This window comes from Paenibacillus sp. 22594 (assembly GCF_052044425.1).
Classification (GTDB): Bacteria; Bacillota; Bacilli; order Paenibacillales; family Paenibacillaceae; genus Paenibacillus_AQ.
Genome location: NZ_JBQENA010000001.1, coordinates 1,055,551 through 1,077,038, shown reverse-complemented (window position 1 = coordinate 1,077,038; position 21,488 = coordinate 1,055,551). Strand labels below are relative to the sequence as shown.

Below are 21,488 nucleotides of genomic sequence, written 5' to 3'. Positions count from 1 at the left end.
AGCTCCGCAGCTGTGTTCATATCTTCGAAATCGGATAATACAAATTACATTCACAGTACTTCTTATTACATCTGGCGTAATTGATGAGCTCGAAGCTGAATTTCTCTTCCAGATCGAATTGTATGGTGGGCATCCAGGTGTCAAAGATGTGCTTCCAGATGATGCTTAAGGACTTCGAATTGATCTCCTCAGGCCGATGAGGGCCCATATAAGTGAACACACCGTATCTGTGGGGAGCAACATGCTTGAGTGACATATCCGGCGGAATGATGCTGCTCTGATTCACTTCGACAGAGGGCTGGTACCAGGTATAGCCCTGGAACGGCTCCGGAACGGTGGTATACCCGATATAAGTATCTTTGTTGACTGGATTAATGATTCTTGGACGGTCCTTATAGAAGAAGGCGACACCCAGCCGGTTGGCCGTCTGATTTGCCATATTGTCGTTCACATCCACCTGATATTCCAGTCCTGCAATTGAGAAGGGAGGCAACACGCTTGTGGAATGGAAGTAGACAAGACCTTCTCCTGCCCGGTGCAGAAAATCGGCATTGAACCTGTCCATGATCTGCAGTGGAGAAGGACTTCGCCGCCATTTGGCCGGACTGATGTTGAATTCCTCTTTGAAGACTCTGGAATAGGTGCGTTCACATCCGAAGGAGTATTTGTACGAGATGAACTCGATGCTGTTCCGTTCATGGATCAGATCTCCCAGCGACAAGGCAATCCGCCTTCTGCGCACATATTCCATCAGGCCGGTTGCCGTGGCCCCTTTCCAGATGCGGAGTAAATGGAATTTGGAGATGTTCACCTGCTCCGAGATACGGTCCAGGCTTAGCTCTTCAAGCAGATGATCTTCGATAAATTCCGTGGTATGGTTGATCGTTTCCAGGAGATGAAGTTCCATATTTGCTCCTTTGCAAGTTGAACTTGTTGAATGATAACCCAGCAATTTTTGTCCGGTTCTTTAAATCTCAATGTAGTATGATTCTACCATAAACGGAAAACACAAAAAGGCAATTTTTATAAGAAGAAGGAGGAGAGCTGGAAGGATGGATATTGCAGCGCAGGCAGAGCTGAGAGCACGCTACATAGCCGCACAGAACAGCTTTATCGGCAAGGTCAGTAGCGATCCGAATGTGATTGCTATTATTATCAGCGGGAGTCTGGCCTATGATGTGATTTGGGAAAAAAGCGATATTGATATGACCATGGTTGTCCGGGACCAGCCCCTTGCCACAACAACCTATTGTATCGACGAAGACGGTATTCTCATTAATGTATATCTTGTGGTTCGCAGCGATTTCAAGCGGGGAATGGAACGGGCGCTGGGCGGGTCCTTTGCCCAATCCTACTACTCCAAGGGTAAGATGGTCTATTCCACGGATGACAGCCTGATCGAATACTTCGAAGACCTCAAGATCATAGGCAGTGATGATATTGCGATTTCCGCACTTCATATTGCGGGTGAGCTTGTATACTTGAGCGACAAAACCCGGAAGTGGCTGACAGTCAGAAGGGATCCGCTGTATGCGCAGTATTACTTGTTAAAAGCAGCAGAGGCGGTTGCCCATATGGAGCTCTGCATCCGCGGTGAAGCCATATCCAGGGAGGCTATTCAGAGAGCACAGCTCTTGAATCCAGAGGTTCTTGTTCCATTTTATCAAGATGCGATGTCCCATCATATGAACGTAGCGGAAATTGAGAGCGGATTAGAATGTTTGGACAAGGTGCTGGAGCGGCATCTCCCTATCTTTATGAAGCCGGTGCTTGAATTCATGAGGGATCAGGAGATCAAAACCGCAACGCTGATCAATAAGCATTTTCATGTGCAGAGTGATCAGCTGCTTGGTGTTATGGACTATCTGGTTCAGCAAGGTATCATCGAAAAGGTCACCCAAACGATTCGGATCACGCCCAAAAGCAAGCCGGCTGTTGAGGAAGCAGGTTATCTATACATTCCGTAAATACGATTGCAGAAGGGAGTTTGAAGCATGTCCATTAGAACAACTATCGAGATCTCCGGGGCCAAGCAGAACAACCTGAAGAATATCTCCGTTGAAATCCCGCGGGACCAGTTAACGGTGATCACCGGGGTATCCGGCTCGGGGAAGTCCTCACTCGCTTTTGACGTCATTTACGGAGAGGGGCAAAGACGGTTTCTCGATTCCATCTCCACCTTCGCCAAAAGCCGGATCAGCCAGCTCAAAAAGGCAAAGGTCGACTATGTGCGCGGCTTGTCCCCGGTCATCGCGATTGAACAGAAAAAAAGCAATAACAATCCGCGTTCAACCGTCGGCACGGTCACGGATATCAACGATTATCTTCGTCTGCTGTATTCCACGGCGGGTGTAGGCAAATGTCCGGAATGCAGCCATTCCCTGAAGCAGCTGTCTGCCGCCCAGATCGCCGAGCGTATTTCCTCCTTGCCTTTCGGAACCGTGGTAGAGCTGCGGGCTCCCGTCTATAAAGTATACGGAGAAGACTACAGCTTCACATTCCAGCAACTCCGGGATAAGGGGTACAAGAATCTGCTGGTGGATGGTGAGCCATTTTCACTGGCGGAAAAAAGAGAACTGGATGAAGCACAGGAATATCACATTGAAATGGTCATTGACCGCTTTCAGCTGAAGAAAGATACCTATATTCAATTGACCAAATCCATCGAAGCTGCAATGCTGGCACTGGAAGAGGATATTATGATTAAAGTGGTGGTTCCGGGCGGCGTTGATCCGACCTTTTACCAGGATTTCGGCTGCCCGGAGCATCATTTCTTCCTGTGTGACATGCAGCCTTTTCATTTCTCCTTCAACACGCCTGTAAGCGCCTGCCATACTTGCCTCGGGGTAGGGATGTCCTATGTGGTGGAGCCTCGTTTTCTGGTAGTAGCACCGGAGAGAAGCATCAACAAGGGTGCGCTCAAAAGTACAGTTTTCAACCCTGCGGGCAAGGACAGCTATCGTTCTGTGCTGATGTACAGCTTGTCCCAGAAGTATCATTTCGATCTCGACACTCCTTTCTGCGATCTGCCGAAGGAAATTCATGAACTTCTCTTCTACGGGACCAAAGGTGAGGTGCTTCCCTTGCTCCAGCCCCCTAATTCAACGAAGAAGAACTGGATGATCGGACGGGACCGTCCATTCTGGGGGTTCGTTCACGAGATGGAGAGCTGGTACAAACATTACATACGGAAAAGTTCTACCACGGAAGCCTTCGAACCGACGTTCATCAAGGATTGCATGATCGAGAAGATTTGTCCGGAATGCGATGGAGCAAGGCTCAAAAAACAGCGCCTCCAGGTTACCCTCGGAGAAGAAAATATTGACCAGCTATGCCGCAAACAGCTGCCTGAGCTGCTACATTCGCTGGAAGCATTGACGTTTGGGGCAGAGATTCAGGATGTGGCCTCCTCGATCATTCACGAGATCCGCACCAGGGTGTCTCTGCTCGTTGATATCGGACTGCATTATATCAGTCTTAGCCGGAGAAGCGACAGTATTTCGGGCGGTGAGATGCAGCGGATCAAAATGTCGACCCAGATCAGCAGTGAGCTGATGGGAATGCTGTACGTCATGGACGAGCCAAGCATTGGCCTGCATCCCCGGGATTCCAGCCGTGTGATTGACACCATGAAGAAGCTGCGGGATATCGGCAATACCGTAATTGTAGTTGAGCATGATATGGACACCATACAGAGTGCGGATCATATTATCGAAATCGGCCCGGGTCCGGGAATTCATGGGGGCCAGGTTGTAGCGTGCGGAACCATCGAGGATATTATGAGTGAGCCCCGGTCAGTGACAGGCCAATATTTATCGGGAAAAGCCAGCATTCCCGTCCCCGGCAAGCGCAGAAGCCTGGGAGACGATTTTCTAAGCATTCAAGGCGCCCGGGAAAACAACCTGAAAAATGTGGATCTGGATATCCCACTGGGTGTGTTCATCTGTATTACCGGTGTATCCGGTTCAGGGAAAAGCTCATTGATTAACGAAATTCTGTTCAAGCAATTGAAGATCGACAAAACGGCTGCGCGGATTGTTGCAGGCGAACATGACTTTCTGTTCGGTGCGGATCTGCTAAACAATGTCATTAATATTGACCAGACCCCTATTGGAAGGAACAGCAAATCGAACCCGGCAACCTACATAGGCATCTATGATAAAATCCGGGATCTCTTCGCCATGCAGCCGGAAGCGGTGGACAGGGGATACCAGGCGATTGACTTCAGTCTGACCCATGCAGGAGGCACCCGCTGTGAGCAATGCGCCGGAGACGGAGTGATCGTCACCAATCTGCAGTTTATGGCCGATATCGAAACGATTTGCCCGGTGTGCAAGGGGCAGCGGTTCTCGGAGGAGGGTCTGGAAATTAAGGTCCAGGGTAAAAGTATCGCCGATGTACTGGAGATGACGGTGGAGGAAGCCCGTGAATTCTTCAGCGGCCATAAGTACCTGAAGCATAAGCTGGAGATTATGGATGAACTCGGACTTGGCTATATGCGCTTAGGTCAAAGCTCGACCACCTTGTCCGGCGGGGAGGCACAGCGTGTCAAGCTGGTGTATGAGCTGTCCAAAATCAAGAGGGGAGCCCGCAATTTGTATATCCTTGATGAACCTACCACAGGGCTGCATCTGTCGGATATCCAAAAGCTGCTGCTGTCTCTGGGCAAACTGGTGGATAGCGGGCATACGGTTATCGTTGTTGAACATCATCTGGATGTCATGAAGTCCGCCGACTATATTATTGATATGGGCCCGGAAGGAGGCCATGACGGCGGGTATGTGGTTGCCGAAGGCACACCGGAGCAGGTAGCTGAAGTGGAAGCTTCCCACACGGGCAGGTTTTTGCGTTCGGTGCTGTGACCTGCTGGAATAGACTGTACTTCATTTTTGAATGAGGTCAGTCTATTTTTTTGTGGGTATTTTATTCGAATATCTCAGAAAAAAATAAACCTTGATCTGCGTTTTGTATCATGATATAATCTTTTATACGAGAGATTTGTTCCATTCTTCTGCAAATGAGCTGAAGGCGGTATGATTCGACCAATGATGTGGACTCTTAGCTCAGTTGGTAGAGCAGTAGACTCTTAATCTATTTGTCCAGGGTTCGAGCCCCTGAGAGTCCATCACAGAAGAAACGGCAGAGATGCCGTTTCTTTTTTTGTCTCCAAAGGGCTAATTTCAGGAATGGAGCTGATAAGATTGAGAACTTACAACCTATATCAAGTAGACTCGTTTACCACTGAACTTTTTAAAGGAAATCCTGCGGGAGTCGTATTGGATGCGGATGGGCTGTCGGAGCAGGATATGCTAAAAATTGCGCGGGAGCTGAACAATTCAGAGACAGCTTTTGTAATGGCGCCGGATGGGCCTGATCATGAGGTGCGGATCCGATATTTTACACCCAGAATCGAAGTGCCGGTATGTGGGCATGCCACCGTTGCAGCGCACTATGTCCGGGCCGTGGTGAAGCAACTGGAATCTGGCAAGGTCATGCATAAGATTGCTATCGGAGTTTTACCGGTTGAGATTATTAAGGAAGACCATGAATATTCTGTCGTCATGACACAAGGTGGCATTGAGTTTTCCAGGCCTTTTTCTAACGGTGACCGCGATCAATTAATGAAGGCCTTAGGACTGCAAGCAGAGGATATGGACCCAAGGTGTCCGATCCAGATCGTGTCCACAGGACACTCCAAAGTGATGATCGGAATCAAAAGCAGACATACACTCGACCGCCTGCTGCCGGATATGCGTGCACTTACTGCATTGAGCAGCGGGATTGGCTGCAACGGATACTTTGTGTTCACACTGGATTCGGAAATGGATGGTATATTGACACATGGGAGAATGTTCGCCCCCGCCATTGGAATCGATGAGGATCCGGTCACAGGAAACGCCCATGGTCCGCTTGGGGCATACTTGGTCAAGCACGGATTGGCTGAGCACAACGGCTCTGCCTTTTCTTTCCGGGGGGAACAGGGGTCTGCGATCGGACGGAGCGGCATCATTAGTGTAACTGTAGAAATTGAACAGGGGGAACCTTCACTGGTGAAGGTTGGGGGAAGAGCGCTTATCGTATTTAAGACAGAGATTCAGCTCTAATGATCAATGTATAAGCTCTTCCGACTTCTGATAGGGAAGCGGAAGGGCTAAAAAGGTTGCTTTCGTAACTAGCGTGTCTCCAGATAAGCAATGCCAAGCGCCCCGGTCACGGGGTTGCGGTAGGTCTCGCAGGCCACATCAAATACCTGGCCGATTAATTCCTTCGTCAATATATCCTCCGGCTTCCCGCAGGCGGCCACTTGGCCCTTTTTCATGACATAAAGATAATCGCAGTATTCCGCAGCAAGGGTGAGGTCATGGAGTGCGGCGAGAATGCCGATGTCGAGCTTTTTAACGATATTTAGAATTTGCAGCTGGTATTTAATATCGAGATGGTTAGTCGGCTCATCCAGAATCATGAATTCGGGCTGCTGGGCCAGAACACGGGCGAGGATGACACGCTGTTTTTCACCACCGGATAGCGAATTGTAGCTGCGGCCTGCATAGCCTTCCAGGTTGACCTTGCGCAGAGCGCCTGAGACAATACTGAAGTCCTCTTGATTATCTGTCTCCAGCATCCCTTTATGTGGGGTTCTCCCCATAGCAACCATTTCCCGCACGGTGAAGTCAAAGCTGAGTTCGTTGAACTGGCCGACTACACCCAGCTTTTGCGCCACGATTCGGGGGCTTGATTTCATTACATTCATTTCAGACAGGAACACATCGCCTTGGCGAGGTTTGATCACTTTATAAATACTCTTGAGGAGTGTAGATTTGCCGCAACCGTTCGGACCAATGAGGCCGACAAATTGCTTGTTTCTGACCTTCAGGGATACATCTTTGACTATATTCGCATCTGCAAAAGAGACGCTTAGGTGATCAACGTTCAAGTTCATTAGCTTTTCCCTCCAAACGCGTAGCCTTTTTTGATCAGCATGTACATGAACATCGGTGCGCCGATTAAGGCGGTAATGATCCCAATGGGGAGCTCTACATTTGGCACAATCGTCCGCGCAATGACATCTGTCCAGATCAGAAAGATCGCACCGAACAGAACGGACGCGGGCAGGAGTCTCCGGTGATCCGAGCCAACAAGTCCTCTGACCAAATGGGGGATGATCAGACCCACGAATCCGATCATGCCGCAGCTTGCCACCATCACCCCTGTAATCAGCGCAGTAATCATCATATAGGCTTTGCGGTAAGCACCCAGATGAATGCCCAGGGTGACCGCTGCTTCATCGCCCAGCATCATAGCGTTCAAGACCCGGAATTGCATCAGAAAAAAGAAAACGGCAAGAAGGATGGCTATCGAGATTAGCGGAAGTTTGTCCCAGCTCGCAGCGGCCAGGCTGCCCATCGTCCAGAATGTAACGGTCTTGATGCCTTCTGCGTTGTTGGCAAAATAAACAATGAAATTGGCAAAGGCGGTACATAAGGCGTTAATAACCATACCGGCCAGGACGAGCTTGACGGAGGTCATTTTGCCGCCCGCGCTTGCCAGAATCAGGACCAGCAGGGAAGCGCCGACCGCACCGGCGAAGGCCCAGAAGGCAACTCCTGTCTGGCCTAGTAATCCCATGGAACCAAAGCCGATCAGGATAGCGAACGTTGCTCCGAGGGAAGCACCGGATGAAATACCCAGTATGTATGGATCAGCGAGAGGATTTTGAACCGCCGCCTGCATGATCGTTCCACATAACGTGAGTCCGGCACCGATGAACAAAGCCATCAGAACGCGGGGAAAGCGTATTTTCCAGATAATATCGACGAAGGAACCGGAAGTCAGTTCCTGTACATCTCCAATTTGAATACCCGTGAGGTGGTGGAGCAGGATCCGGTAGGATTGGGAAACGGGAATGTCAACCTGCCCAAAGGATACAGCGGCCCCGGCCGACAGTATTGTAATAATAAGCAGAATGCCAATGACGGTCATAAAGCCGTAACGGGTATGGATAATAGACTTCTTAGGTTCAGATTGTGCAACTAGATCGGTTTGCATGGCACTCAGTGGGCTCCTTAGTAATATGTTTAATTTAAAATATAATTCATATTGAGAACCGTTGTCAATGAGAATTATTATCATTGACAACGGTTCTCACATTCTATATTCTACGGTTGTATCACCTGCCAGATATCGGCTCGTCACATAGAATGCAGGATATACAAATGTATATATAGAAAAGGGGATTAAGGCAATGAAGAATGTATTCAAAAGATATGTGCCGCTGCTCGCGGTTTTGGTAATGGCGGTAATGATAGCAGCATGTTCTTCGGACACGAAGAACGCGAATAAAGCGGCGGAATCGGCTGCGCCTGCAAGCAGTCCAACTACCACCGAGGAAGCTGCTCCAAGTACCAAGACGGTATATCCGCTTACCATTGAGAACTACACCAATAATGGTGAAGGAACGGAATGGAAAGCCAAATCACAGACCTTTGACAAGGCGCCTGAAAAAGTGGTAGCCAATACCCAGGGAGCTGCTGAGCTGCTGATCAAGCTGGGCTTGACCGATAAAATGGTCGGTGTTGCGGCCCTTTATGGTGCAGGTGATCCGGCGGTGCAGGAAGAATTCAAGAAGATTCCTGTTATTTCGAAGGGATATGCCAGTAAAGAGCTGGTTGTTGGGGCAAGTCCTGATCTCGTTCTGGGGCGCAGCGACCTGTATGCCGATGCTGATTGGGGCGTTGGGACTGTAGAAGGATTGAACGAACTGGGCATCAAGACATTCGTTCAGAATACCAGCGTTAAGGGTTCTACACTGGACAGCTTGTACAAGGATATTGAACAGATCGGCCAGATCTTTGATGTACAGGAGAACGCTGCTGCCTATATCGCTGAATTGAAAGAGCGTGCACAGACGCTTAAGGATAAGTCTGCAGTCAGTGGAGAGAAGACCTTTGCGTATGTATCCGACGGCGGCAATGGGGCAATTGCCATTTACAGCGGAAATGTTGACACGTTTGCAGGTGATGTACTCGGTTTGCTGGGACTCAAAAACAGCTTTGGTACAGTTACCGGAGATATCAGCAAAGAACAGCTGATTGCAACTAATCCGGATGTCCTGCTGCTCTCGGTATATACCGGAGGTGTGGATCCGGAGCAGACGTTGAAGGCATTCTACGCCGATCCGTCGCTGCAAAGTCTGAATGCTGTCAAGAATAAGACGATTTATCCGATCGACTTCAACCAGTTCTGGGGCTACAGCTACTCGATTTTTGATGGAGCTGAGAAGCTGGCATCCGAAATAACCGCTAATAAATAAGAGTAGTAGAGAAATCCGCATACTAAAAGCAGATTGGGCCGTCATCCATGTGACGGTTCGATCTGCTTTTTGCTGCCTGTATAGATTGATCTTTAAAATTACCAATAAGGAAAAGTGACGGAGGAGAAGTTTGAAACTGTAGGAGCGGAAGCGTCCGCCTTTGTCTGCGGATTTCCACCGCGAACAGCGGTATAAATCAAGAAATCTGCAGACAACAGCGGCCGGAGGTCCAAACATTCTTCGTAGTTACGCCCCGATCCTTATTAGAAATTCTTAAAACTCAATCTATTGTTTTTAATTTTGAATATTCAACTATAAAGATATAGAATATAGTAATTGAATTGACAACAGCTTGGGGGAACAAAATAGTGGAACTTGGAATTAGTACTTTTGTCGAAACAACACCGGATGTAATCACAGGGGAAACGATGAGCCACGCGGAACGTTTGCGCGAAGTGGTGGAGGAGATTGTACTCGCGGATCAGGTGGGATTGGATGTATACGGGGTGGGTGAGCATCACCGTCCGGATTTTGCCGCTTCTTCACCAGCGGTTGTAATGGCAGCTGCTGCATCCCTGACTTCCAGAATCCGGTTGACCAGTGCTGTAATGATTCTGTCATCAGCCGATCCGGTGCGTGTTTTTCAGGATTTCGCCACACTGGACGGTCTGTCAAACGGGCGGGCTGAGATTATGGTGGGCCGTGGTTCCTTCACAGAGTCCTTTCCATTATTCGGCTGTGATCTGAAAAACTATGAAACCTTATTCGAAGAGAAATTGGATCTGCTGATGAAGCTCCAGCAATCTGAGAAGGTGAGCTGGGAAGGCCAGCATAGACCTGCCATACATAACCTGGGGATTTATCCGCGTCCGGTGCAGCAGCCTTTGCCCGTATGGATAGCCAGCGCGGGAAGTCCGGAGTCTGCGGTCCGTGCAGGTGAACTCGGGCTGCCGTTTGCGCTGGCTATGATTGGACCGGTGCAGCCCCTGGATTTTGCTACACAGGTCAAGCTCTATCAAGAAGCTGCTGCCCATGCAGGCCATGACAGCTCGCGGCTGCCGATTGCGGCCCATGCGCATGGTTTTATCGCGGAGAATAGGGAGAAGGCGATTGAACAATTCTTCCCTTCCACTTATGCCCGGACCAATGTCAGGGCGGTGGAGAAAGGTCTTCCGCCATATCACCGTTCAGATTATGATGCGGCATGCAGCTTCGGCGGAGCTTTATATGTGGGAGACCCTGAAACTGTAGCAGAGAAGATCATTCATCTGCGTACGCATGTGGGCATCACGAGATTCCTGCTGCATGTTCCGCACGGCACGATGCCCCATGCTGAGGTGATGGAAGCGATCAGGCTGTTCGGTACCGAAGTAGCTCCCCGTGTCCGTGAGGAAGTAGCGCTTTGGGAGAAGAACAATCTGTAAGATAAGGCAAATGAAATGGCAGTTAAGCAACCTGGGGAGGTGGCGGCTCTGATAAGAGAGCAAATGAATGTCTGGAAACGGCAATGGCAGGAGCTTATTCAGGCGCTTGAGCAAAAGGGTGCAGACACTCAATTCAGTGTGGGTTCTCCTGCGGCAGAAAGCGGGCTTGCTGAAGTGGAGTCGAGGCTCGGAATCCGGCTCCCGCAAGAGCTGCGCTCTCTGCTGAAGGAGGGGGCAGGCCAAGCTTATGTCTATTGGAGTCTGCCGGACGCTGCAATTCTTCCCTTTGAGGTGAGCGGAGGGCTGGGCTGGGATGTGGACCAGCTGGATTTTTTTGTTTCTAACGAAGAAGAATATACCGGGGAGCAGCAGCGTTATCTGAGCTTTCATCTGGCAGGCAACGGGGATGAGCTGCTGCTGGATTTGCATAGCGCTTCTGGAACCGCAGTCGTCCATTGGGCACATGAGACGGCAGAATATCTGCTGCTTGCACTGTCGGTCACAGAGTTCGTCGACAAGATTACGGCGCTCGGTTGTGTAGGTGCAGAGGAATGGCAATACCCGGAATTTTGCAGTGAGTCAGGGTTGGACCTGGAAAAGCAGGCCAGCAGACAATGGAGAGCCTGGTTGCATGAATATTTGACATTGACTCTGGGGCAGGCACAGAAGGAGCTGCCTTCACTTCTTCGCTATACTGAGATGTTCGGAACGGATCAGGAGACTGCTGAAGCCTTTGGTCAATATAATGCCGAAGAGGTACTGCAGGCTTTTTTGAAACGGGCAGAACAGGAACGTAACAGCCATAATACGAAAGAGGCTATCCTTTGTCTTGCCGGCGATGTGCTTAAGGAACAGGCAGCAGGCTTTGTGCGTTCCCTGTGGTCAGAGACTCCATCCGTTAAGGTAAGCCGGAGTACGCTGGCTTATCTGTCTGCTCAGTGTTTGCCAGGCGATGAAGGGCTGGAGCATGTATTCCGCATGCTGGAGGTGTCTGCGGCAGCGGCGAAGCCTAGCGGGTATGCAGCGAACTCGCTGTTGCAGTATTTTCACAGCCGCAGGGTGCTGGTATGGATGGAGGACAAGATCGCTTTTCCTTATGACGGGTGGGATGCATTGTACGTTCACTCACAGCCCACACCGTCTGACATTGTGCAGTGGCTTGGGGGCAGTGATGTTCAGCGCCAGATCGTCATTGCTGCGTTCCCTGCCTTGTATGACAAGGGAGCTGGGAGCTTCGGGCGTGCAGATTTGCTGCAGATCCGCAGCCTGCTGGAACAGGCACTGGAAGAAGCTGTGCTGAAAAAGGAAAAGCAGGCAGTCCGTGATGCACTGGGGCGGCTGCCCTAAGCAATGTTTTTTAACATTTTTATTTACAATATTGTCTATTACATGTCTTGTCCATAACATGATGTCGCTTCCAGCCTTGGGATGGTATGATAGGAAGTGGGGTGAATATGAAAATGAACAATAAGTCAACGACTGATGAAGCAATGAACGAGGTAGAAACCGGCGAAGAAGCAACCAGCGAAGAAACAACCAGCGAACCGCAACCCATGACTGATGAGCAAATGGCTGAGCTTGTACAGGCAGTTCACCATAATGGTATGGTTGCGCTGAAGATGCATTTCAATGAGGTTCAGGGCCAAGTGATGAATCTGGAGGCTTACGGTCCGGTATTTGTATTTCATGTCATGGATGAGGCGAAGGATGTATACTCCTGCGGGTTTTTCCTGCGCGAGCTGATCGCCAGATTCCAGACGAACAACAGTCCGAATATCTGGATGGCTTCGTTTTTCATCGACTTGATGAAGGTCAAGGGAGGCAAAGCCCTCACACCGCCGCCAACCAGTGAAGAAGAGGCCAAGGCCATGATCGATAATGTACTTGTGCCGCATTGCATTGCAGCCGTACGTGAAGAATTTGCTCCAGAGCAGGTTCACGCCGGGCTGGCCTGGAATGAAACCCATGGTCCAGTGTTTGAAGCCGGATTTCCGGCTCTAACCGAAGGCAATAACGTCTGTGCCATTCCGCTGCATATGCTATTAATTCATCTGCAGCTGAACCGCGATCCGTCGGAACTGCTGCTGCAGGGATTGTACAATATCCGGAAAGAACACGGGTTGGATTAATCCCAATGCTGTATTTTCTGTGAATCCTTCTCGAAGAACAGACCGCATCCTGTATAGGATTGCGGTCTGTTTTTGTGCAGCTATTGATCCAGCGTGAATTGGGGGTATTGGTTTTGTTAACATAACTATCTTAAAATTTAACAAAGTACTGCCCGTGATTTTACAGATGCCTCTTAAAGTTAAAGAGATTAAAAACCAGGGAGGTATATATGTTAATCAAACATCCAAAACGGATATTAAGCGCATTCATGAGTTCAGTCATGCTGCTGATGACGCTGTCGGTATCCCATACTGTTCATGCAGCATCTGACGTAACCATCGGAGAAAGGGACTTGGTCAATGAATCTGATCCCTCCACAAATATAGCCGCCCTTACCGCCACAGGTGCCGTTTATGGCCCAAGCACAGTGACACTCGCTACTTACGTATGGGAGCATGGCAAGAGTATGAATAAAATCGGCAGCTACTCCACAGGTTTTTCCGATTTGGAAGGCGGAGTTGCGGAGATTGTTAAATATAACAGCGACAATCAGAAGTTCTATCTGATAAACGGCAAGGAGAAACAGATTGATATAGTCAGCCTTAAGCCGCTGGTTACCGGAGGGGAAACCCAGCTGACGCTGGATAAACGGATCGATGTCAGTACGATGATTGACAGCTTCACCTTTGGAGATATTACCAGTATTGATATCGATACAGAACTGAACAGGATTGCAATTGCCGTGCAGGAAGCGGACTATCAGAAATCCGGCGCAGTACTGCTGCTGGACTATGACGGGAAGTACCTCACGCACTATACAGCAGGTGTTCAGCCGGATATGGTCACCTTCACACCTGACCACAAATATTTGCTGGCCGCTGATGAAGGAGAACCCAGACAAGGTTATGCCGCCCCGGCTGTTGACCCTGAAGGCTCTGTTACTCTAATCAATCTGCAGACGAAAACAGCCAAGGTTATTGATTTCACCGGTTTCGACAGCAGCGAAGCGCGGAGTAGTCTTTTAGCAGATAATGTGATTCTCAAAAAGCAAACCGCACCTTCTGTGGATCTGGAGCCGGAATATATAGCCGTGTCCGCTGACAGCAAACAAGCGTTCATTTCCCTGCAGGAGGCGAATGCCTTAGCAACGCTGGATGTGGAGGCGGGTGCTTTTACAAGCATCAAAGGTCTGGGCTTTAAGGACCACAGTGTTCCCGGCAACGAGCTCGATATGCGCAGAGACGGCAAAATCAACATCAAAACTGAACCGGGTGTTCTCGGCATGTACAATCCCGATGGGATTGCCACTTATACCGCTGGAGGTAAAACCTATGTGATCACAGCGAATGAAGGGGATTCCCGGGACTGGAGCGGTTACAGCAATGAGAAGGATGTTACGCTGGGCAAAGGCCAGGATGGTGATGCCACCAAAAGTATGAAGGTGACCACCTTTGACACTTCCGATTATGAGGTGGGACCTGCGGGAGCCGGATTTGTAAGCGGGAAAACTTATCTTTTCGGCGCACGTTCCTTTTCGGTCTGGAATGCGGGGGATATGTCTCTGGTCTACGATAGTGGAGCGGATTTCGAGAAAATCACGGCAACTTTGCTTCCCAAAGGCTTCAACTGGTCTAATGATGACTTTGTCTTTGAGAAAAGGAGCGCCAAAAAAGGCCCTGAGCCGGAGGATGTCAAAGTTGGGGTCGTGGACGGGAAGCCTTATGCCTTTATTGGACTGGAGCGGGTCGGCGGCAATATGATGTACGATCTGTCAGAGATCAGCGCTCCGGTCTTCTACGACTATCTGAATACAAGAGATCTGGAGCATTCGGTGGATTATTCCGGAGCCAAACCGGCCTACCTGGCTGCTGGGGATGTCTCTCCTGAAGGCCAGAATTTCATTGCGGCAGAATACAGCCCGACAGGTTATCCGCTATTGCTGGTTGCCAATGAGGTATCGGGAACGGTCTCTATCGTAGAGATTCCAGAAGGCAAGTACACACCGGAAGAACCAGAGACACCGGCAAACCCGACACCGGTAGCAACAGCATCTCCAACCCCTACAGTATCAGCATCACCGTCAGCATCGGCGTCACCGTCAGCATCGGCGTCACCAGCAGCTTCGGCAACGCCGGCACCCACACCAACGGCCGCGCCAACCCCAGCACCGGCACAAGCAACGGTAAGCCCTAGTGCTTCACCGCAAACAGCGGCATCCGTTACGGATACTGTGGCTGTGACCGCTATGACTCTGAATGCAGAGACAGGAGAAGCGACAAGCAAATTGACGGACGAAGCAGCCCGGAAGCTGATGGATAATGTAAAGGCGAGCGAGAAGGCGGGTAAACCAGCCTTGGTGGAGATTCGCGGGGAAGCTTCGCAGGGAGCGTCCAAAGTAACATTAGAGCTGAGCGGTACCTTCCTGGCACAGCTGTCCGCTGACACCCGGGCTGATCTGAAAATCAGCAACGGGCTTGCATCCATTACTTTCGGCAGCAAGGTTATCGGAGCCATCAGCAAAGCAGCCTCAGGCCAAGCGATTAAGATCAGTGTTGCGCGGGCCTCAGGGACGGATGGGACCAGCAGTACCCGTGACCTGGTCGGCAGCAGACCGATATATACTTTTACCATAACTGGTGGAACAACCGGCATCACAAGCTTTGGAGGTGAATCGGTTAAGGTCCAAATGCCATATACTCTAGGAGCAGCAGAGAACGCTAATGCAGTCGTAGTGTTATATTTGGACAACAGTGGAAATGCCGTACCTGTAATCAGCAAATATAATGAAACTGCACAAACGGTTGATTTTAGAACCAGTCATTTCTCCGCCTTTGCCATTGGCTATCATGCTGCCGGGTTCAGCGACACGTTGAATCACTGGGCAAAGGATAACATTGATTTTACAGCGGCGAGAGGATGGTTAACGGGAGTTGGACATAACACCTTTGCACCGGATCAGACAGTAACCCGGGGGATGCTTGCTGCAATTCTGGGTAAAATGTCGGGTGCCGAGCTGTCAATGGGAGCGGCGTTCACCGATGTTGCGGCAGCGAAATATTATTCGCCTTATGTGGCCTGGGCCGCATCGAACGGTATAGTTCAGGGTACTCGCAACAATACCTTTGAACCTGACCGGGCAGTTACGAGGGAGGAACTGGCGGTTATCCTGAAGAATTATATAAAATTTTCGAAACTGCCAGCGGGGAACTTGAGTACTCCTGCTACTTTTGCGGACAATGGGCAGATTTCAGCATGGGCCAGTGAAGCCGTCGAAGCGATTCAAGGCTATGGTCTCATCAGCGGCAAAACAGGAAATATCTTTGATCCCAAAGGCACTGCAACCAGAGCCGAGGTAGCCACTGTATTGAAACGGATGATTGTAGGCAGTTTTGCAGAATAGCATATTAGATAAAGAGGAACAGACCGCGCTTTTAATGTACAGTGCGGTCTGTTCTTTTTTTGATGGTTTAGTTCCTGCCGGACGGGCTACCCTGATTGAAAATGATCTCAAGATGGGCAATATCTTCTGGAGTCAGATGAACAGTCAGTGTCTGGAGATTGGATTCGATTTGTTCAGGTTTTGTCGCCCCAGGCATGATGAGATCCACGCCAGGACGGGTTAATAACCAGGCGAGTGAAATTTGGGCCGGAGATACCCCTTTAATTTGGGCGAGTGCTTTTAGCTGCTCAACACGATCCAGGTTGGCGTTATAGGCATCCTTTTGAAACAACGGATTATTAAGCCGCGAAGTGTCGGTAAACACCTCTCCCTTCTTGTAACCTCCGGCCAGCAGACCTGAAGCAAGCGGGAAAAAAGGGATTAGGGATATGCCATGCTCCAGGCAATAGGGAATGACATCTGCTTCCGGCTGTCGGACCAGCAGTGAATATTCAGCCTGGAGTACATCCAGGTGACCATCCGCGTTAAACTCCTGCAGTTGCTGGAACGTCAGGTTAGAGGCGCCGACGGCTCTGATCTTGCCCGACTTCTTCAGCTCTGCCAGCGTATGGGCTGATTCTGCAAGCGGGGTAGAACTGTATGGAAAGTGCATAAAGAATATATCAATGTAATCCGTCTGCAATCTTGTCAGACTGTCATCCACAGCCTGCCGCAATGCAGCCGGACTGTTGTCGACCTGTAGGCCGCTTTCGGTGAACTGGGGATTGGTTGATGCCTTGGTGGAGAGGATTAGTCGTTCCCGCTCTCCATGTTTCCGGATCGCTTCGCCGATTAGTTCTTCGGAGTGGCCCAGCCCGTACAGAAAGGCAGTATCGATGAAATCAATGCCTTGAGACAGAGCGGTGCGAATCAATTGCCGGCTCAGGGTATCATCAACCTTTGGATACATCATGGAGTTCCCTATAACTCCAGCTCCAAAGCCTATCTTAAAGGCTTCCAGTCCGGTACGGCCCAGTGTATTTCTGTTATTCATATGCTTTTTGCTCCTTTTGTATATGATGTGGAGACCGTGGATTGTGGCCCTGTTTCACATCCTACAACCTGGTGTTCGCACCAGGTCAAGCGAAGGAGCTGAATTATTTTTCTGAAACTCTGGAATATACGTGTTCTATATTATCGGGCTGGCCGAACTTTTCACCTCGTTGCAGCTTCATATCAATCATTTCCCACATTTGCTGCAGATTTTGCTGCTGCTGCTCTATTTTTCTCTGATAACTGCGAAGCTGGTCAACCCACTCGGTATTTGCTCCAGCCTGCCCTTCTTTTTGAAGCAGAAGAATGGGCTTTAATTCCTGCAGCGACATCCCGGTCTTCTTCAGGCATTTGATCATGATAATGGACTCTCTGTCCGAAGCACTGTAAATTCTGTGGCCATTCTCTTTCCGCTGAACTTCAGGCAGAAGGCCAATTTTTTCATAATACCGCAAGGCATCCTCACTGATCTGGCATTGCTCCAGGATCTCCTTCATCGTAAAACTTCCGGTCATGCTGCTCGCCTCTTTTCAGATTCAAATTGATGAGCTCATTATAATACTTGGAGTTAACTCCAAGTCAATATACCGAATTATAAGAAGGAAACCTTAGAGCTCAGGTACCAGAATCAGTCCCGGCAAATCCTGCGAATTGAAGAGGGCTACACCTTGGCTGTACACCGGATGTAGAAACGATCAGTTGTTTAGCCTTTAGCTTTTCTCGGCCAAATGAAATACGAGCTTGTGATGATCAGATCAATACCCACCACAACTGACCATAGGGATACTATGCTTATGAGCGCTTCTGTACGGGCAGGGTCGTCAATCCAGATAATGAGACCATATAGAATCCCTCCCCCAAGCAGAAAAGAGAGCACATGCTTCATCCAGCCTTTGAAGTAATGCCTGGCATGGTCCATGCCATATCGTTTGACCGGAGCAGGTCCCTGCTTGGTTACATAATAGCGGAAGCGTTCATCTGCCCAATGGATCATGCTTTTGCCGAACACGATAGATACAGAAATATAAATGGCTGCAAGCGCATGAGCCGTGGTGGCAGCAGCACCGTTGTACAAATCAATTCCGGCAATGATTAGCAAAATGAGGTCCAGGACGGGGGTTAAGGCGAGGAAGAACAGCCCTAGCTTCCTTCGTTTGAATAGATAACGTGCCGAGAAACCGGCAAGAATGACAACCCAGAACAAAACTTCGCAGGCGACAATCGCCCAGGCAACCAAATTCATAATCCACCCCTTGTGTAAAATAATGTATTGGATACTTCGGATTATAACAGCTGAATTTAAATAATACAATTGTATTATTTAAATTGCGCTCGAAGTTTTCTTCATGATACAATATAGACATGCCAAAAATTGTAGATCATTCAGAGAGAAAATCGCATATTGCAGAAGCAACCTGGCGCGTCATCATGAATCAGGGGATGAAAGGGGCGACAGTACGGAATATTGCGGAGGAAGCAGGCGTTTCGCTGGGAGCTCTGCGCCATTACTTCTCCACACAGCATGAGCTGATTGCTTTTGCCATGAATCTTGTAAAGGAACGGGTCGATGTCAGAATCAATGCCCTGCTTACCCTCGATCTCCCGCCTAAACAGCTGATTACGAAGATTCTGATGGAATTGATTCCTGTAGATGACCATACTATGGCCGAGATGGAGGTATGGTTTGCTTTTGTCTTTCATCGTAAGTACGTGGGGGATCACTATGACGAAGTAGACGATGGGGTATATTCCGCTATACACATGCTGGTCGGGTATCTGCATGAACAGGGGTTGCTGAGACAGGGCCTGGATAAGGACAATGAACTTGAGCGGCTGTATGCGCTGGTTGATGGACTTGCTCTGCATGCGATGCTGGAGCCTGAGCGGCTGGACAAGCAGCGGATCCTTAGAGTGGTGACCGGTCATATGGATTCCATTTGCAACGAATAAATTCAGGAAGCTGAGAGGAGCAGGTTATGGAACCCGTAAAAATCACCTACGCGTCGATAGACGATTATATTGCCAAAGCCCCTTTCGAGGTGCAGGATAAGCTTGAAGCGGTAAGAAAGGTAATTCGTGAGTCTGCGCCGGAGGCTGAGGAGAAAATTAGCTACCAGATGCCGACCTTCTTCTTGCATGGGAATCTGGTGCATTTCGCAGCATTTAAGAAGCATATCGGATTTTATCCGGCACCCCGCGGGATTGAAGCTTTTCAGGAGGAACTGGCGCAGTACAAGGGGGCAAAAGGGTCCGTGCAGTTTCCGCTGGATGAGCCGCTGCCACTCGATCTGATCAGCCGGATTGTGAAGTTCAGAGCGGACGAGAATAGGGAGAAGGCGGCGGCAAAGGCAAAGAAATAAACGAGGCAGATCATACCAGCAGCGGACAAAAAAAGGAACCCCCAAGTTGGGTTCCTTTTTTGCTAACGTACGGTTTACAGGGAGCGGAAGCGGCACTTACAGCTGCTTATCGTCTACACTGTTCAGCCAGCCTTCAATATCACCAATCACGGAGCTGATGCAGCCGTCCTCAAAGGGGGATTTCAGTCCGGCCAGCTCGACCAATTGAAGGAAAGACAGGCTTCCGCCAGCCTGACAGAGCCGCAGGTAGTCGGCCCATGCTGATTTGAAATCCTCATTTGACCGTTTCCAGAACTGGAAGGCGCAGAGCTGAGCCAATGTGTAGTCAATATAGTAGAACGGAGAGCGGAAGATATGGGCCTGCTTATGCCAGAATCCCCCTTGCTCCAGATAATCATTGCCGTCATAGTCGCGCAGGGGCAGGTATTTCTTCTCAATTTCGCGCCAGGCCAGTTTGCGCTCAGCAGGTGTGGCATCCGGGTTGGCATAGACAAAATGCTGGAATTCATCTACCGCAACCCCATAGGGGATGAACTGCAGACTGTCACCCAGATGGTTGAAACGGTATTTGGCAGCATCCTCCTCGAAGAACAGGTCCATCCATGGCCATGCGAAAAACTCCATGCTCATGGAGTGGATTTCCGCCGCTTCATAGGTTGGAAAAGCATACTCAGGCAATTGAATATGACGGCTCTGGTATACTTGGAATGCATGCCCCACTTCGTGTGTCAGCACATCGATATCCCCGGAGGTTCCGTTGAAGTTGGAGAAAATAAATGGAGCCTCGTACTGGCTGAGATAGGTGCAGTAACCGCCAGATTGTTTACCTTTTTTGCTGACCAGATCCATCAATTCATTCTCCAGCATGAAGCTGAAAAACTCATCGGTCTCAGGGGACAGCTCTTTGTACATTTTGGCCCCGTTTGCGATAATCCAATCGGGATCGCCTTTGGGTGTGGCATTGCCGTTGTTGAAATTTAGACTTTCATCATAAAATTTCAGCTCCGCAAGACCCAGACGCTCAGCCTGGCGTTCCTTCAGCTTGCGGGAAGCAGGCACGATATGCTCCTGCACCTGCTTGCGGAAATTAGCTACCATTTCAGCGTTGTAGTCCGTACGCATCATCCGGTCATAGCCGAGTTCTACGAAGCTATGGTACCCGAGCTTTTTGGCAATACGGGTCCGTACCTGGACAAGCTCGTCGAATATACGGTCAAATTCAGGCTCATGTTCAGCCATAAAGTGGTATCTTGCCGCAGATGCACGCTTACGCATATCCCGGTCTGTTGACAGCTCGAATGGGGCGAGCTGGGACAACGTCCGTTCTTCCCCTTCGAACTGGATTTTGGCGGAAGCGATAAGCTGGGAATACTCAGTGGACAGCTTATTCTCGAGCTGGAGATCCTCTATGATGTCCGGGCTAAATGTCCGCAGCGAAATTTCGGCAATCTGCAGCAGCTGTGTACCCCATTCCTGTTCAAACTCTGCTCTGAACTTAGAGTTCACGAGGGCTCTGAAGTAGTCCGTTATGTACTCCTGAATCACCGGTCCCACTTCATCCATGTAATCTTGTTCAGCTTTGTAGAATTCATCCTCTGTGTTGATCGAGTGTCTGATGCTGGCCAATGTCTCCATGGTGCCAAATTCATTACGCAGCTTATTAATCGCGGTAAAAGAGGCTCGCTGCTCTTCCAGACTTTCAGCACTAAGACCTTTAAGAAGCTCTGTAAAGCCGGCCTTTAGCTTCTCTACATCCGGCCGTTCGTACGGGTATTCGCTAAATTTCATGTAATCATCAACATCCCTTCGGGTAACTTTGAGAAACATATCGTTTTTATTATAGTATCTGGAAG

The 21,488-nt window shown here is 49.6% G+C and carries 17 protein-coding genes and 1 tRNA gene; 11 read left to right on the top strand and 7 right to left on the bottom strand.

Going from position 1 to position 21,488, the window contains the following annotated elements; translation table 11 throughout:
- Positions 1-16: 16 nt before the first annotated feature.
- Positions 17-907 (bottom strand): AraC family transcriptional regulator, encoded by an 891-nt coding sequence (locus ACTJKB_RS05020; RefSeq protein ID WP_440832190.1) that lies wholly within the window; start codon positions 905-907, stop codon positions 17-19.
- Positions 908-1,052: 145 nt separating this feature from the next.
- Between ACTJKB_RS05020 and ACTJKB_RS05015 the strand changes: the two genes are divergently transcribed.
- The 4 genes from ACTJKB_RS05015 to ACTJKB_RS05000 all read left to right on the top strand — a co-directional run bounded on the left by ACTJKB_RS05015 (position 1,053) and on the right by ACTJKB_RS05000 (position 6,104).
- Positions 1,053-1,967: a nucleotidyltransferase gene (locus ACTJKB_RS05015; RefSeq protein WP_440832188.1), complete on the top strand. Its 915-nt coding sequence runs from the start codon at positions 1,053-1,055 to the stop codon at positions 1,965-1,967.
- A gap of 27 nt (positions 1,968-1,994) precedes the next feature.
- Complete coding sequence (gene uvrA / locus ACTJKB_RS05010) at positions 1,995-4,862, top strand: excinuclease ABC subunit UvrA (protein WP_440832186.1); 2,868 nt, start codon at positions 1,995-1,997, stop codon at positions 4,860-4,862.
- Between the two features lie 190 nt (positions 4,863-5,052).
- Positions 5,053-5,125: transfer RNA gene (locus ACTJKB_RS05005), tRNA-Lys, on the top strand.
- Positions 5,126-5,201: 76 nt separating this feature from the next.
- The gene (locus ACTJKB_RS05000) at positions 5,202-6,104 is read left to right on the top strand and encodes a PhzF family isomerase (RefSeq protein ID WP_440832184.1); all 903 of its coding nucleotides are present in this window, start codon (positions 5,202-5,204) and stop codon (positions 6,102-6,104) included.
- Positions 6,105-6,172: 68 nt separating this feature from the next.
- Here the strand turns inward: ACTJKB_RS05000 and ACTJKB_RS04995 are convergent, their stop codons facing one another.
- Complete coding sequence (locus ACTJKB_RS04995; RefSeq protein ID WP_440832182.1) at positions 6,173-6,940, bottom strand: ABC transporter ATP-binding protein; 768 nt, start codon at positions 6,938-6,940, stop codon at positions 6,173-6,175.
- A complete protein-coding gene (locus ACTJKB_RS04990) occupies positions 6,940-8,046 on the bottom strand; it encodes a FecCD family ABC transporter permease (protein WP_440832180.1) in 1,107 nt (368 codons plus the stop codon). Before ACTJKB_RS04990 ends, ACTJKB_RS04995 begins: the two co-directional genes overlap by 1 nt.
- Positions 8,047-8,242: 196 nt before the next feature.
- Here ACTJKB_RS04990 and ACTJKB_RS04985 point away from each other — a divergent pair, with 196 nt between their 5' ends.
- The 5 genes from ACTJKB_RS04985 (at position 8,243) to ACTJKB_RS04965 (ending at position 16,243) form a co-directional block, all read left to right on the top strand.
- Entirely contained in the window at positions 8,243-9,310 is a 1,068-nt protein-coding gene (locus ACTJKB_RS04985; RefSeq protein WP_440832178.1) for an ABC transporter substrate-binding protein, read from the top strand.
- A gap of 368 nt (positions 9,311-9,678) precedes the next feature.
- Positions 9,679-10,734: an LLM class flavin-dependent oxidoreductase gene (locus ACTJKB_RS04980; protein ID WP_440832176.1), complete on the top strand. Its 1,056-nt coding sequence runs from the start codon at positions 9,679-9,681 to the stop codon at positions 10,732-10,734.
- 15 nt (positions 10,735-10,749) lie between these two features.
- Positions 10,750-12,081 (top strand): SMI1/KNR4 family protein, encoded by a 1,332-nt coding sequence (locus ACTJKB_RS04975; RefSeq protein WP_440832174.1) that lies wholly within the window; start codon positions 10,750-10,752, stop codon positions 12,079-12,081.
- 107 nt (positions 12,082-12,188) lie between these two features.
- Entirely contained in the window at positions 12,189-12,863 is a 675-nt protein-coding gene (locus ACTJKB_RS04970; RefSeq protein WP_440832172.1) for a hypothetical protein, read from the top strand.
- Between the two features lie 209 nt (positions 12,864-13,072).
- Positions 13,073-16,243 (top strand): choice-of-anchor I family protein, encoded by a 3,171-nt coding sequence (locus ACTJKB_RS04965; protein ID WP_440832170.1) that lies wholly within the window; start codon positions 13,073-13,075, stop codon positions 16,241-16,243.
- A gap of 67 nt (positions 16,244-16,310) precedes the next feature.
- Here the strand turns inward: ACTJKB_RS04965 and ACTJKB_RS04960 are convergent, their stop codons facing one another.
- The 3 genes from ACTJKB_RS04960 to ACTJKB_RS04950 all read right to left on the bottom strand — a co-directional run bounded on the left by ACTJKB_RS04960 (position 16,311) and on the right by ACTJKB_RS04950 (position 18,518).
- Entirely contained in the window at positions 16,311-17,276 is a 966-nt protein-coding gene (locus ACTJKB_RS04960; protein ID WP_440832168.1) for an aldo/keto reductase, read from the bottom strand.
- 103 nt (positions 17,277-17,379) lie between these two features.
- Positions 17,380-17,790, bottom strand: a complete 411-nt coding sequence (locus ACTJKB_RS04955) for a MerR family transcriptional regulator (protein WP_440832166.1) — start codon at positions 17,788-17,790, stop codon at positions 17,380-17,382.
- A gap of 188 nt (positions 17,791-17,978) precedes the next feature.
- On the bottom strand, positions 17,979-18,518 hold the full coding sequence (locus tag ACTJKB_RS04950; RefSeq protein WP_440832164.1) for a hypothetical protein: 540 nt from the start codon (positions 18,516-18,518) through the stop codon (positions 17,979-17,981).
- 119 nt (positions 18,519-18,637) lie between these two features.
- Here ACTJKB_RS04950 and ACTJKB_RS04945 point away from each other — a divergent pair, with 119 nt between their 5' ends.
- Together ACTJKB_RS04945 and ACTJKB_RS04940 are read left to right on the top strand one after the other, a co-directional pair.
- Positions 18,638-19,225, top strand: a complete 588-nt coding sequence (locus ACTJKB_RS04945; protein WP_440832162.1) for a TetR/AcrR family transcriptional regulator — start codon at positions 18,638-18,640, stop codon at positions 19,223-19,225.
- 26 nt (positions 19,226-19,251) lie between these two features.
- Positions 19,252-19,635, top strand: a complete 384-nt coding sequence (locus ACTJKB_RS04940; RefSeq protein WP_440832160.1) for an iron chaperone — start codon at positions 19,252-19,254, stop codon at positions 19,633-19,635.
- Positions 19,636-19,731: 96 nt separating this feature from the next.
- Here ACTJKB_RS04940 and ACTJKB_RS04935 read toward each other — a convergent pair whose 3' ends face one another.
- Positions 19,732-21,423 carry a M3 family oligoendopeptidase gene (locus ACTJKB_RS04935; protein ID WP_440832158.1) on the bottom strand — a complete coding sequence of 564 codons (1,692 nt, stop codon included), beginning with the start codon at positions 21,421-21,423 and terminating at the stop codon, positions 19,732-19,734.
- Between the last annotated feature and the right edge of the window lie 65 nt (positions 21,424-21,488).